The sequence below is a fragment of the Spirillospora sp. CA-294931 genome (genome assembly GCF_050946795.1).
In the GTDB taxonomy this organism is placed as follows: Bacteria; Actinomycetota; Actinomycetes; order Streptosporangiales; family Streptosporangiaceae; genus Spirillospora.
This window is the reverse complement of the sequence record NZ_CP192006.1, coordinates 4,342,573-4,355,485: the sequence shown is the minus strand read 5'-3', so window position 1 is coordinate 4,355,485 and position 12,913 is coordinate 4,342,573. Positions and strand designations below refer to the sequence as shown.

Genomic DNA, 12,913 nt, shown 5'->3' with positions numbered 1-12,913 from the left:
GTCAGATCTTCCTCTCGCTGGCCTGGACGTAGACGACCCCGGTGCCGCTCAGCTCCAGCTGGAACGCCTCGCCCGAGCCCCGCCCGATGAGGTCGCGCAGGCCCACGGCGGTGGTGAGCTTGTTCTGCAGCTGTCCCCGGTGGGCCACGTAGGCCTGCGGGTCGACATGGACGGGACGCTGCGGGTTGATCGGCAACTCGATGACGCCGCCGTCCGACAGCACCGCGACCGAGCCCTGGCCCGACAGCTGGGAAGTGAACAGCCCCTGCCCGGTGACCGCGCCGCGCACGACGCCGCGCATGCCGCCCTGCTCGCCCATGAACATGGTGCCGACCTGAAGGGAGGTGTCATGCACCAGCAGCCGGTCGGCCTCGACGAACAGCGAGTCGCCGCCGGACAGATCGATGACCTGGACCTCAAGCCCGGCATGCCCGAACATCACCGAGCCGTGCCCGGTGACGTGCATCATCGCGCTGTGCTCGCCGGCCATGGCGCGCCCGAGCGCGCCGCCGATGCCCTGGCCCGCCGTTGCGGTCGGGGCGAACGCGACGTTGCCGGTATAGGCGAGCATCGCGCCGCGCTTGCTGTAGACCTCCTGGCCCGGGCCGATCGGCACCTGGAGCATCTTGGAGTTGATCGCTTCGTAACCCGGCATCAGATCTCCAGAATTCCGCCGCGCTCGGCCGGCTGGACGTAGACCAGGCCATGGCCCTGGTAACGGAACTGCACGCTCTCGCCCGACCCCTGCCCGAGCACCGTGCGCCAGTTGACGTCGGTGACGACGTCCTGGGTGAGCTGTCCTCGGTGCGCGATGTAGGCGTGCGGGTCGACGCACAGCGGCATCTGCGGGTTGACCTCCAGGGCGATCGCCGGGCCCAGCGACAGGATCGCGACCGTGCCGTGGCCCTCCACCTTGGTGGTGGCCAGGCCCTGGCCGGTGCCCATCCCCCGCATGCCGATGAACTGCACGCCGGTCTGGAGCTGGCCGTCGAGGGCCAGCAGGCTCTCGGACTCCACCAGCAGCGTGTCGCCCTGCAGCGGGATGAGGGTGACCTCGGTCGCCTCGCTGGCCAGGAAGACCGTGCCGGTCCCGGTGATCTCCATGAGGGTCATGCCCTCACCGGCGATGCGGCGCTTGAGCGCGCCGCGCAGTCCCTCACCCCCGGTCATCCCCTGCCGTTTGAACGCCATCTGACCGTCGTAGGCGACCATGGACCCGTTCAGCGCCCTGATCGTCTCGCCGTTCAGATCGACGGCGAGCATCTTGGAGCCGTTCAATCGAAATTGCGCCACGCTGCCACAACATACCGGCAGGGACGGATCAAGGTTCGCGAATCCGCACCCTGACCGCCCGGAAAGACGCGGGAGTCTCGCTCAGCACCGCCAATCGTGGGTCGGGGACGGTCAGGAACGGCTCGTCGAGGGCCAGCGCGAACACCGGACCGAGCCGGGGGTCGGCGCGCAGCTCGTCCACGGCGCGGCGCTCGCCGCCGAGCACCACGGCGTCCAGGCACGGGACGCGCGGGGCCAGCACGCGCGCGGCGGCGCCCGCGGCGGCCTCCAGCGCCTCGCGGGCCTGCTTGTCGCGCCGCCGTGCGAACCGCTGCTGCGACCATCCGCCCGCCGCGCTGCGGCCGTGCACCTGGCGGGTGCCCACCTTGGACGCGACCAGCCGCTCCCCTTCGAAGACTCCGGCGGCGTATCCGCCGAGCCGCACCAGCAGCACGCCCACCCGGCGATCCAGGCGGACGTGCGCGATCAGGTCGTCTCCGGTCAGCGGCGGGAACGGCACGTGGAAGTCGGCGACGGCGCCGTCCCCGGCCGTGTAGGTCACGACCTCGGCGTCACGGGTGACGGTGGTGACGGCGCCGTGGCGCCCGGCGAAGTTCTCCAGCCAGCGCGCGACCCGCTCGGGAGGGACCTCCACCCAGTGTCCGCCGCCCGCGGCCGGCCTCGGCTTGCTCACGGTCCGACACTAGCCCGGCGCGTTGGACGCCCGTCCGGCGCGGACTTCGGGGAGGATGTCGGGCATGTGGATCGCCCCGGAACACCGAAGCGCCGGCCGCTGGATCGTGCCCGGACTGGTCCTGGCCGCCGGTGCGGTGGTCGCGGCCGTCCTCGCCTATGACGACGAGATGGAGCGGGGTTTGATCGCGCTCGGCGTGCTGGCGGGATATTCCGCAATTCTTGCGTTTCGCCGTAATGAGCCCACGCTGGCCATCAGCGAAGGGTTCGGAAACGGTCACCGTGCGCGCACGCATCTGCGTGCAGCCGCGATGACCGGCGACGTCGTGACCGCGGCGCTCGTCGCGGCGGTCGTGGTCCAGGGACTTCGGGGCGCCGATATCACACCTTATGTGTGGCCTGCCGCACTCGCCGGTGTGACCTACCTCCTCTCGGCCGCCTTTGGCGGCCGTGGCCTGTGAGAACATCGACGAAATGTACGTTAACTTCTCCTAACAACTGGCGTTTCATCCGATCTGCTCCGGCATGATGCGGATGTGTCAGCTCTTGATGTACTTCTCCCCGCGAGGGCGGTCTTCCAGCCGGTGGTCGATCTCGACACCGGCACCGTCGTCGCTGTGGAGGCGCACGCCGGTCCCCCGGCGGGGTCCCAGGACCCCCGCGTCCGGGTGGACCCCGCGGCCGAGGACCTGCGCCGCGCGGTCACCGCCGCGCGTGTCACGGTCGACCTCGGCTCCCCTCTCCCGCTGCAGATCGCGCTGCGGGCCGAGACCCTGATCCATGGCGAGCCCTTCCTCACCGAGCTGCACCAGGGCCTGACCGAGGCCGGGCGCCGCCCCAACGAGGTCATCATCTGTATCTCGGGCGGGTTCGCGCCCGCCCAGCGCCAGCCCGTCACCAGCGCCCTGCGCACGCTCCGGCGCGCCGGGTACCTGGTCGGGCTGTCGGGCGTCGGGACGTCCCACGCCCCCCTCGACCTGCTCGCGGACGGCTCGCCCTACCTGGTCAAGCTGGACCCCGACCTGGCGCGGCGCGCGTCCACCGACCCGCGCCGCTCGGCCCTGGTGACCACGCTGCTGGAGCTCTCCCACCGGCTCGGGACGCACGTCCTGGCGCCCGGTCTGTCCACCGACGAGCATGTCCTGCACCTGCGGCAGCTGGGGGTGCGTCTCGTCCAGGGGCCCGTTCTGGCTCCCCCCGAATGGCAACCGGGGATGCGGGTCACCGTCCCGGTGGCCGCCCGCGAGGAGCCGCGCAAGGAGGATCCCGGCCTGTCGCTGGGCCCCCGGGTCTCGGAGTTCACGCTGCCCGCCGTCACCGTGCCGATCACGGCCACCGCCGACGAGGTGCTGGACGTCCTGACCGCCGAGTCCGGCACGACCAGCGTCGTCCTGCTGGACGACCGGCAGCGTCCCCGGGCCACCGTCGACCGCACCCGGTTCCTGCTGCGCCTTTCGGGGGCCTACGGGCACGCCCTGTACGCGCACAAGCCCGCCGCGAACCTGGCGGACACACCCCGGCTCGTCCCCCGCACCGTCCCGGCCATCGCCGCGCTGCGCGCCGCCGGCCAGGAGAGCGACCGCGTCTACGACGACCTGGTCGTCACCGACGAGGTCGGCCGGTGCCTGGGCACGGTCCGGGTCGCCGACCTGATCCGCAGCCTGTCGCCCTGACCGGCGGCGCGCCCCGCTCAGGGGCGCCCCGCCTGGTCCGGGCCCCCGGGCTGGTCCCGCGTGATCTCCTGGGCCAGGATGGCCGCCTGGACGCGGCTGCGCAGGTCGAGCTTGGCCAGGATCCGGCTGACATGGGTCTTGGTGGTGGTCTCGGCCATGGCCAGCCGCGCGGCGATCTGCCCGTTGGACAGGCCCTCCCCCAGGCAGGCGAAGACCTCGCGCTCGCGCGGGGTGAGCTCGTCCAGGCCGGACGGCCGCTCCTGGAGCGTCGCCGGGCCCGCCGCGAACGCGCCGATCAGCCGCCGCGTGACCTGGGGCGCGATGATGCCCTCGCCGCCCGCCACGGTGCGCACCGCCTCGACCAGGCGGTCGGCGTCGACGTCCTTGAGCAGGAACCCCGCGGCTCCGGCGCGCAGCGCGCCGAAGACGTACTCGTCCACGTCGAACGTGGTCAGCACCAGCACGTCGGCGATCCCCGCCAGCTCGCGGGTGGCCGAGATGCCGTCCAGGCGGGGCATCCGGATGTCCATCAGCACCACGTCGGGGCGCAGTTCGCGGGCCAGCGCCACGGCGCGCTCGCCGTCGGCGGCCTCGCCGACCACCTCCACGTCCGGGGCGGCGCCCAGGATGAGCACCAGGCCCGCCCGCACGGCCGCCTGGTCGTCGGCCACCAGCACCCTGATCATGCCTGGATCTCCCTCTCCGTGGGCAGCTCGGCCCGTACCCGCCAGCGGCCCGCTTCGGGCCCGGCCTCGAACGTCCCGTCGAGCATGGTCGCGCGCTCGCGCATCCCGATCAGGCCCGCGCCCGACCCCGGGAGCCGGGACCCGTCGCGGCCCAGCGGGCTGCACACCTCGATGACCACCCGGTCGGGCCGGTGCTCGACCCTGACCTCGGCCCGGCCCGCCCCGGCGTGCTTGAGCGCGTTGGTGAGCGACTCCTGGACGATCCGGTAGGCGGCCAGCTCCACGGTCGCGGGCAGCTCGCCCTGGTCGCCGACCACGGTCAGCCCCGCCGACAGGTCGCTGCGGGCCGTCCGCTCGACCAGGCCGTCGAGCGCCGACAGCCGGGGCGCGGCGGGCGGGTCGTCGGTCCCGGCCTCCTGGCCGCTGCGCAGGAGCCCGATCATCCGCCGCATCTCCGACAGGCCCTGGACGCTGTTCTCCCGGATCACCTCCATCGCCTGGTTGACGCCCTCCCGGTCCAGGTCGGGCACCTTGAGCAGCGCCGAGGAGTGCAGGGCCACGGCGCTGAGATGGTTGGCGATCACGTCGTGCAGCTCGCGCGCCATGCGGGCCCGCTCGGCGTTGACGGCCGACCACCGGTCCAGCTCGGTCATCCGCGCCATCTGGACGGCCCGCGCCCGCTCGGCCTCGGCCTTGTCGCGATGCTCGCGGACGATCATGGCCGTGAGGATCGGCCCCACCCAGCTCACCCCGGCCACGGCCCCGGCGACGGTGGCCACGCTGAACGAGTGCAGCGCGATCCCGGCCGCGACCGCCACCAGCACGGTCGCGCCGAGCGTCACCGCCAGCAGCCGCTCGGCCGAGCGGCGGGGCCCGTACAGGGCCGCCGCGTACAGGGCGTCCCCGTAGATCATCATGGTGGCCAGGCTCGGGCCGAGCGCCACGTCGGCGAAGTTGAAGGGCGTGGAGACGAGCAGCCCGAGGATGGGGGCGGTCCGGCGGAAGAGCATCGCCAGGCAGAGCCCGGCCAGCGTCAGCAGCCGCCACTCCCAGGGGACCTCGTCCCTGGACCACATGGCGTAGCCGTGAGCCGCGAGCAGGACCAGCCCGGCGGTGAGGGAGCCCAGGGCGATGAGCGCGTCCTGGCGCGTGGTGAATCGCACGCCCCCATCTCAGCATCATCCGAGGTCCACCCGTATCCATCCCGACGACGGATCGGGCGTACATCCTTCGGACGACCCCCCATTTCGGCACCTCGCAGGAGGTCCGGCGATGGGCGCGGCGCGATGCTTGGTGGAGTCCATCCCGCAAGTCCATCCCGCAAGTCAGTCCCGGAAGTCCAGCCAAGGGGGAAACGTGCTTCTCGCGGTCATCGCCGCCTGTGAGATCGGGTTCTGGATCATCCTGCTCGCCGGTCTGTGCGCCCGGTACCTGCTGCGCAACCGGAGGCTCGGCACGGCCCTGCTGATATGCGTGCCGCTGGTGGACGTGGTCCTGCTGACCGCCACCGTCATCGACCTGCGCGGGGGCGGCTCGGCCAACTTCACGCACGGGCTCTCGGCGGCCTATCTCGGCTACTCGGTCGCCTTCGGCCACAGCATGGTCCGCTGGGCCGACCAGCGGTTCGCGCACCGGTACGCCGGAGGTCCGCCGCCCTGGCGCAAGCCGAAGCACGGCAGGGCGCGGATCGCCTACGAATGGCGCGATTTCGGCAAGTGCCTGATCGCCTGGGCCATCGCGTGCGGCGTGCTCCTGTCGATGATCGTCATGGTGGACGACCCGAACCGGACCGAGGCCCTCGAAGGGTGGATCATACGCCTGTCGGTGGTGGCGGCGATCTGGTCCATCTGGCCGATCACCCACACGCTCTTCCCCAACAAGCCCAAGCCGGGCGAGGAGTCCCCCGTTTCGCTCTCCGAGCGCGCCTCGCGCCGCTGAGCCCCCCGCGAACGCGCGCGAGCCCGGGTCCCCAGCGGGATCCGGGCTCGTTTCGCGTGTGGCCGGTCAGACGTTGAAGCCGAGGGCGCGCAGCTGGTCGCGGCCCTCGTCGGTGATCTTGTCGGGGCCCCACGGCGGCAGCCAGACCCAGTTGATCTTCACATCGTCGGCCAGGCCCTCCAGGGCGCTGTTGGCCTGGTCCTCGATGACGTCGGTGAGGGGACAGGCGGCGCTGGTGAGGGTCATGTCCAGCGTGGCGACCTTGTCGGCGAGGTTGACGCCGTAGATCAGGCCCAGGTCGACCACGTTGATGCCCAGCTCGGGGTCGACGACGTCCTTGAGCGCTTCGAGGATCTCCTCCTCGGCCTCGCTCATGGCCCGCGGCTCCGCGGGGGTCTCCTCGGCGACGGCGGCGCCGGTCTCTTCGGTGGTTTCGGTGTCGCTCATGATGCCTCTCCGAGAGCTCGGGCGGTCGCGTCCTTCCAGGCCATCCAGGCCAGCAGGGCGCACTTGATCCGGGCGGGGTACTGCGAGACGCCCGCGAAGGCGATGGCGTCCTCCAGGACGTCCTCGTCGGGCTCGCCCCGGCCCCGGGACTGCATGAGGGTCAGGAACTCGTCGCCGACGGCCATCGCCTCCTTGACCGACTTGCCGATGACAAGGTCGCTCATGACCGAGGCGCTGGCCTGGCTGATCGAGCAGCCCATGGCGTCGTAGGAGACGTCGGCGACCGTGTCGCCGGACAGGTGCACGCGCAGCGTCACCTCGTCGCCGCAGGTCGGGTTGACGTGGTGGGCCTCACCCTCGTACGGCTCGCGCAGCCCCTTGTTGTGGGGGTTGCGGTAATGATCCAGGATGACCTCCTGGTACATCGCCTCGAGCTGCATGTCGTCCTTTCGTCTCTCTGCGCTACAACCCCGGCGCGGCTCAGGCTGTTCCGAAGAACTTCTGCGCCTGGCGCACCCCGTCGACGAGGGCGTCGACGTCGGCGAGGGTGTTGTAGACGTAGAAGGTCGCGCGGGTGGTGGCGGGGATGCCGTAGCGGCGGCAGATCGGCCAGGCGCAGTGGTGCCCGACCCGGATCGCGACCCCGACCTCGTCCAGGACCTGCCCGACGTCGTGCGGGTGGATCTCCTCGACCACGAACGAGACCGCGCCGCCGCGCGACTCGGTGGTGCCGGGCCCGATCACCCGGACGCCGGGGATCTCGGCCAGGCGCTCCAGCGCGTAGGCGGTGAGGGCCTCCTCGTGCGCCGCGACCCGGTCCATGCCCAGCTCGGACAGGTAGTCGCACGCGGCGGCCAGCCCGACGGCCTGGGCGGTCATCGGGACGCCCGCCTCGAAGCGCTGCGGCGGCGGCATGAAGGTCGACTCCTCCATGCGCACAACCTCGATCATGGAACCGCCGGTGATGAACGGCGGCATGACCTCGAGCAGCTCGCGGCGGCCCCACAGGACGCCGACGCCGGTCGGGCCGAGCATCTTGTGCCCCGAGAAGGTCAGGAAGTCGGCACCCAGTGTGGAGACGTCGACCGGCTGGTGCGGCACCGACTGCGCGCCGTCCAGCACCACCAGCGCCCCGACCTCGCGGGCCCGGGCGGCGATCCGGTCGATCGGCGGGACCGTTCCGAGCACGTTGGACTGGTGCGTCAGCGCCACCACCTTGGTGCGCTCGTTGACCATGGTGTCGAGCGTGTCGAGGTCGAGCCGGCCGTCGTCGGTCAGCCCGAACCAGCGCAGGGTGGCGCCGGTGCGCAGGCACAGCTGCTGCCAGGGCACCAGGTTGGCGTGGTGCTCCATCTCCGAGACCAGGACCTCGTCGCCGGGCCCGACGCGGAAGCGCTCGGCCTCGGGGCCCGCCGTGGCGGCGTTGCTCATCGCGTACGCGACCAGGTTGAGGCCCTCGGTGGTGTTCTTGGTGAACACGATCTCGCCCGGCACGGCGCCGACGAACGCGGCGACGGTGGCGCGGGCGCCCTCGTAGGCCTCGGTGGCCTCCTCGGCGAGCAGGTGCGCGCCGCGGTGCGGGGCCGCGTTGTGCCGCTCGTAGAAGGCGCGCTCGGCGTCCAGGACCGCGAGGGGCTTCTGCGAGGTCGCGCCCGAGTCGAGGTAGACCAGCGGGCGGCCTCCCCGGACGGTCCTGGCCAGGAGCGGGAAGTCCTTCTTGAGCTCCTCGGGAAGGAGGGTCACAGCGCCGCGCCCGCCTGGGACGAAGCAGCGGCGTACTTCTCGTAGCCGTGCTCCTCCAGCTCGTCGGCCAGCTCCGGGCCGCCCTCGGCCACGATGCGGCCGCCGGAGAACACGTGCACGAAGTCGGGCTTCACGTACCGCAGGATGCGCGTGTAGTGCGTGATCAGCAGGACGCCGGTCTCGCCGGTGCTGAAGCGGTTGACGCCCTCGGAGACGACCTTGAGCGCGTCGACGTCCAGGCCCGAGTCGGTCTCGTCCAGGACGGCGACCTTCGGCTTGAGCATCTCCAGCTGGAGGATCTCGTGGCGCTTCTTCTCGCCGCCGGAGAAGCCCTCGTTCAGCGAGCGCTGGGCGAAGGCGGGGTCGATGGACAGGTCCTCCATCGCCCGCTTCATCTCCTTGGCGAAGTCGCGCAGCTTGGGCGCCTCGCCCCGGACGGCGGTGACGGCCGTGCGCAGGAAGTTGGAGACCGAGACCCCGGGGACCTCGACCGGGTACTGCATCGCCAGGAACAGCCCCGCGCGGGCGCGCTCGTCGACGCTCATGCCGAGGACGTCCTCGCCGTCGAGCGTGACCGAGCCGGAGGTCACGTCGTACTTGGGGTGACCGGCGACGGCGTAGGCGAGGGTGGACTTGCCGGAGCCGTTCGGCCCCATGATCGCGTGGGTCTCGCCGGCCTTGACGGTCAGGTCGACCCCGCGAAGGATCTCCTTGGTCCCCTCGCCGTCGCCGACGGAGACGTGGAGGTCGCGGATCTCAAGCGTGGCCATATCTGTGCTCTCTTTGTTTCAGTCGTCGGAGCCGAGCGAGACGTAGACGTCGCCGTCGGTGACCTGCACCTTGTAGACGGCGACCGGCTGCGTGGCCGGCGGGTTGGTGGGCTTGCCGCTGCGCAGGTCGAAGCACGAGCCGTGCAGCCAGCACTCGATGGTGCCGTCGTAGACCTCGCCCTCGGACAGCGAGACCTCGGCGTGGGAGCAGATGTCGTTCAGCGCGTACACGTCGTCGCCGCTGCGGGCCAGCGCGACCGGCGTGTCGCCGATCTCGACCGCCAGCGCGCCGTCGGCCGGGATGTCCGACAGCGCGCACACCTTCTGGAACGTCATCGGTCGAGCTCCGCTTCGATCGCCTCGGACACCTTCTCGCGGACCTCGTCGACCTCGATGCGGTCGACCAGCTGACCGAGGAAGCCGCGGACGACCATGCGGCGGGCCTCGTCGAAGGTGATGCCGCGCGCCTGGAGGTAGAACAGGTGCTCGTCGTCGAGCCGCCCGGACGCCGAGGCGTGCCCGGCGCCGGCGACCTCGCCGGTGAGGATCTCCAGGTTGGGCACCGAGTCGACCCGGGTGCCGTCGGTCAGCACCAGGTTCCGGTTGAGCTCGTAGGTGTCGGTGCCCTCGGCCTCGACGCGGATGATCACGTCGCCGATCCAGACGGCGTGGGCGTCCTGGTCCTGCAGCGCCCCCCGGTAGTCGACGCGGCTGCGGCAGTTGGGCGCGCTGTGGTCGACCAGCAGGCGGTGCTCCAGGTGCTGGCCGCCCCCGGCGAAGTAGACGCCGTACAGCTCGGCGTCGCCGCCGGGCCCGGCGTAGGACACCGTGGGCGACACCCGGACCAGGTCGCCGCCGAGCGTGATGTTGTGCGAGACGAACCGCGCGTCGCGGGCCAGCTTGGCGTGCTGGTGCGACACGTGCACGGCGTCCGCGGCCCAGTCCTGCAGGCTGATGACCGACAGGCGGGCGCCGTCGCCGACGACGAACTCGACGTTGTCGGCGTAGGTCGCCGAGCCCTGGTGCGACAGGACGACGGTCGCCTCGGCGAACGGCTCCAGGATCACCGTGATGTGCCCGAAGGCCGCGGCCTGGGCGCCGTCGCCGGTCAGCCGGATCACCGTAGGACGGGAGGCGACGGCCTCCTTGGGGACGGTGACGACCGTGGCGTGGTCGAAGGAGGCCCACGCCTGGGCGCTGACCCGGTCGGCCGGCACGTAGGCCGTGCCGAGACGGGCGTCGTCGCGGGCGACGGTCTCGACCCGCACCTCGGGGGCCGCGTCGATCTCGACAAGCACTTTGCCGCCCGGCTCGGCGGCGCCGTTGTGCAGGCCGCGCAGGCGGCGCAGCGGGGTGAACCGCCACTCCTCCTCGCGTCCCGTGGGCACCTCGAAATCGGCGACCTCGTAGGAGGCCTTCTCGTGCAGCGTCGAGAGAGGCCGTGAATCCAGGCCCATCAGCCGACGGCTCCTTCCATCTGCAGCTCGATGAGGCGGTTCAGCTCCAGGGCGTACTCCATCGGGAGCTCGCGCGCGATGGGCTCGACGAACCCGCGCACGATCATCGCCATGGCCTCGTCCTCGTTCATGCCGCGGCTCATCAGGTAGAACAGCTGGTCTTCCGACACCTTGGAGACGGTGGCCTCGTGGCCCATCTCCACGTCGTCCTCGCGGACGTCGACGTAGGGGTAGGTGTCGGAGCGGCTGATCTGGTCGACCAGCAGCGCGTCGCACTTGACCGTGGACTTGCTGTGCTCGGCGCCCTCCTGGATCTGGATCAGACCCCGGTAGGACGTCCGGCCGCCGCCGCGCGCCACCGACTTGGAGACGATGGTGCTGGAGGTGTTGGGCGCGGCGTGCACCATCTTGGCGCCCGCGTCCTGGTGCTGGCCCGCGCCGGCGAACGCGATCGATAGCGTCTCGCCCTTGGCGTGCTCGCCCAGCAGGTAGACGGCCGGGTACTTCATCGTGACCTTGGAGCCGATGTTGCCGTCGACCCACTCCATCGTGGCGCCCTCGTAGGCCACCGCGCGCTTGGTCACCAGGTTGTAGACGTTGTTCGACCAGTTCTGGATGGTGGTGTAGCGGACGCGGGCGTCCTTCTTCACCACGATCTCCACGACGGCCGAGTGCAGCGAGTCGGACTTGTAGATCGGCGCGGTGCAGCCCTCGACGTAGTGCACGTAGGAGCCCTCGTCCGCGATGATCAGCGTCCGCTCGAACTGGCCCATGTTCTCGGTGTTGATCCGGAAGTAGGCCTGGAGCGGGATCTCGACGTGGACGCCCGGCGGGACGTAGATGAACGAGCCGCCCGACCACACGGCCGTGTTCAGCGCCGCGAACTTGTTGTCGCCGACCGGGATGACCGAGCCGAAGTACTCCTGGAAGATCTCCGGGTGCTCCTTCAGGCCCGTGTCGGTGTCGACGAAGATGACGCCCTTTTCCTCAAGGTCCTCACGGATCTTGTGGTAGACGACCTCGGACTCGTACTGGGCGGCGACGCCCGCGACCAGGCGCTGCTTCTCCGCCTCGGGGATGCCGAGCCTGTCGTAGGTGTTCTTGATGTCCTCGGGAAGGTCTTCCCAGGACGCCGCCTGCTTCTCGGTGGAGCGGACGAAGTACTTGATGTTGTGGAAGTCGATCCCCGACAGGTCCGAGCCCCAGGCGGGCATCGGCTTCTTGTCGAACAGCCGCAGACCCTTGAGCCGCAGGTCGAGCATCCAGTCGGGCTCGTTCTTCTTGCCCGAGATGTCGCGGACGACATCGTCGTTCAAGCCGCGGCGGGCCGAGGCTCCGGCCGCGTCGGAGTCGGCCCAACCGAATTTGTACCTGTCGAGCCCCTCCAGTTCGGGGTGGGCTGCCGTAGTCATAGGGAGGTCCTCCCGGACTCCTCGTCATCGATGTTCTGACCGTCGGCCTCGGCCTCGCCTGCGCAGAGGGACCGTGAGCTGACGTGTGTCGTGCAGATCCCGTCACCGTGGGCGATCGTGGCCAGCCGCTGGACGGGGGTGCCCAGCAGGCGGCTGAACGCCTCGGTCTCGGCCTCGCACAGCTGCGGGAACTCCGCGGCGACGTGCGCGACCGGGCAGTGGTGCTGGCACAGCTGCTCGCCGCCGCCCGGCTGGGGGGCCTTGGCGGCGGCCGCCGCGTAGCCGTCGCCCGACAGGGCCTCGGCCAGCTTGCGGACCCGCTGGTGGGGCGGGGCCGCCTGCACGGACGGATGGTAGCGCTGTTCCAGGTCGGCGATCTGGCGCCTGGCGAACTCGGCCACCGCCCGTTCCCCCGCCGTCTCGGCGAGGAAGCGCAGGGCGCTGGTGGCCAGGTCGTCGTAGGCGTGGACGAAGGCGTTGCGGCCGGCGTCGGTGATCGCGAACCACTTGGCGGGACGCCCCCTGCCGCGCCGCGTCTGCGGGCGGGCCCGCCGGACCTCGATCATGTCCTCGGCGAGGAGGGCGTCGAGATGGCGGCGGATGGCGGCCGGCGTGAGGCCGACCCTGTCGCCCAGGGCGGAGGCGGTGATGGGGCCGTGTTCGAGAATCAGCCGGGCCACCCGGGCGCGGGTGTCGCGCTCGGCCGTCCCGGCGGTCGCCGACGGCGCGCCGAGAGGCCGCCCGGGGGCGGTCTCTGCGCTGGTCGGCTTCTCGCTCACGTATTTCACAACATCAGTGTGCCGTAATTCCTTCCCGGCAAAC

Annotated in this window: 16 protein-coding genes; 3 read left to right on the top strand and 13 right to left on the bottom strand. The window is 71.2% G+C overall.

The genetic code is table 11. The features are described 5' to 3' along the window. Position 1 precedes the first annotated feature (1 nt). From ACQPY4_RS19405 to ACQPY4_RS19395, 3 genes are read right to left on the bottom strand one after another with little or no spacing between them, the layout of a single operon-like run. A complete protein-coding gene (locus tag ACQPY4_RS19405) occupies positions 2–655 on the bottom strand; it encodes an AIM24 family protein (protein ID WP_433338307.1) in 654 nt (217 codons plus the stop codon). Beyond that, entirely contained in the window at positions 655–1,293 is a 639-nt protein-coding gene (locus ACQPY4_RS19400) for an AIM24 family protein (RefSeq protein ID WP_433338305.1), read from the bottom strand. Before ACQPY4_RS19400 ends, ACQPY4_RS19405 begins: the two co-directional genes overlap by 1 nt. 28 nt (positions 1,294–1,321) lie before the next feature. Further along, positions 1,322–1,966 (bottom strand): acVLRF1 family peptidyl-tRNA hydrolase, encoded by a 645-nt coding sequence (locus tag ACQPY4_RS19395; protein WP_433338303.1) that lies wholly within the window; start codon positions 1,964–1,966, stop codon positions 1,322–1,324. 64 nt (positions 1,967–2,030) lie between these two features. Between ACQPY4_RS19395 and ACQPY4_RS19390 the strand changes: the two genes are divergently transcribed. Both ACQPY4_RS19390 and ACQPY4_RS19385 read left to right on the top strand, forming a co-directional pair. Next, entirely contained in the window at positions 2,031–2,426 is a 396-nt protein-coding gene (locus tag ACQPY4_RS19390) for an ABC transporter permease (protein ID WP_433338301.1), read from the top strand. 75 nt (positions 2,427–2,501) lie between these two features. Continuing rightward, entirely contained in the window at positions 2,502–3,638 is a 1,137-nt protein-coding gene (locus ACQPY4_RS19385) for an EAL domain-containing protein (RefSeq protein ID WP_433338299.1), read from the top strand. Positions 3,639–3,655: 17 nt separating this feature from the next. Here the strand turns inward: ACQPY4_RS19385 and ACQPY4_RS19380 are convergent, their stop codons facing one another. After that, the gene (locus ACQPY4_RS19380; protein WP_433338297.1) at positions 3,656–4,324 is read right to left on the bottom strand and encodes a response regulator; all 669 of its coding nucleotides are present in this window, start codon (positions 4,322–4,324) and stop codon (positions 3,656–3,658) included. Continuing rightward, positions 4,321–5,487 (bottom strand): sensor histidine kinase, encoded by a 1,167-nt coding sequence (locus ACQPY4_RS19375; protein ID WP_433338295.1) that lies wholly within the window; start codon positions 5,485–5,487, stop codon positions 4,321–4,323. Before ACQPY4_RS19375 ends, ACQPY4_RS19380 begins: the two co-directional genes overlap by 4 nt. A 193-nt stretch (positions 5,488–5,680) precedes the next feature. On the opposite strand from ACQPY4_RS19375, the gene ACQPY4_RS19370 reads away from it, so the two are divergent. Continuing rightward, positions 5,681–6,262 (top strand): hypothetical protein, encoded by a 582-nt coding sequence (locus ACQPY4_RS19370; protein WP_433338293.1) that lies wholly within the window; start codon positions 5,681–5,683, stop codon positions 6,260–6,262. 66 nt (positions 6,263–6,328) lie between these two features. Here the strand turns inward: ACQPY4_RS19370 and ACQPY4_RS19365 are convergent, their stop codons facing one another. From ACQPY4_RS19365 to ACQPY4_RS19330, 8 genes are read right to left on the bottom strand one after another with little or no spacing between them, the layout of a single operon-like run. Next, positions 6,329–6,709 (bottom strand): metal-sulfur cluster assembly factor, encoded by a 381-nt coding sequence (locus tag ACQPY4_RS19365; RefSeq protein WP_433338291.1) that lies wholly within the window; start codon positions 6,707–6,709, stop codon positions 6,329–6,331. Beyond that, positions 6,706–7,149, bottom strand: a complete 444-nt coding sequence (gene sufU / locus ACQPY4_RS19360) for a Fe-S cluster assembly sulfur transfer protein SufU (RefSeq protein WP_433338289.1) — start codon at positions 7,147–7,149, stop codon at positions 6,706–6,708. The genes ACQPY4_RS19365 and sufU overlap by 4 nt, the downstream gene beginning before the upstream one ends. A 40-nt stretch (positions 7,150–7,189) precedes the next feature. Then, entirely contained in the window at positions 7,190–8,452 is a 1,263-nt protein-coding gene (locus tag ACQPY4_RS19355; RefSeq protein ID WP_433338287.1) for a cysteine desulfurase, read from the bottom strand. After that, a complete protein-coding gene (sufC, locus tag ACQPY4_RS19350; RefSeq protein ID WP_433338285.1) occupies positions 8,449–9,222 on the bottom strand; it encodes a Fe-S cluster assembly ATPase SufC in 774 nt (257 codons plus the stop codon). Before sufC ends, ACQPY4_RS19355 begins: the two co-directional genes overlap by 4 nt. Before the next feature lie 18 nt (positions 9,223–9,240). Continuing rightward, positions 9,241–9,558: a non-heme iron oxygenase ferredoxin subunit gene (locus ACQPY4_RS19345; RefSeq protein WP_433338283.1), complete on the bottom strand. Its 318-nt coding sequence runs from the start codon at positions 9,556–9,558 to the stop codon at positions 9,241–9,243. Further along, positions 9,555–10,679, bottom strand: coding sequence for a Fe-S cluster assembly protein SufD (gene sufD, locus ACQPY4_RS19340; RefSeq protein WP_433338281.1), 1,125 nt, complete (start codon positions 10,677–10,679; stop codon positions 9,555–9,557). Before sufD ends, ACQPY4_RS19345 begins: the two co-directional genes overlap by 4 nt. Next, positions 10,679–12,091: a Fe-S cluster assembly protein SufB gene (sufB, locus tag ACQPY4_RS19335; RefSeq protein WP_433338279.1), complete on the bottom strand. Its 1,413-nt coding sequence runs from the start codon at positions 12,089–12,091 to the stop codon at positions 10,679–10,681. Before sufB ends, sufD begins: the two co-directional genes overlap by 1 nt. Then, positions 12,088–12,870: a helix-turn-helix transcriptional regulator gene (locus ACQPY4_RS19330; RefSeq protein ID WP_433338277.1), complete on the bottom strand. Its 783-nt coding sequence runs from the start codon at positions 12,868–12,870 to the stop codon at positions 12,088–12,090. The genes sufB and ACQPY4_RS19330 overlap by 4 nt, the downstream gene beginning before the upstream one ends. Positions 12,871–12,913 lie beyond the last annotated feature (43 nt).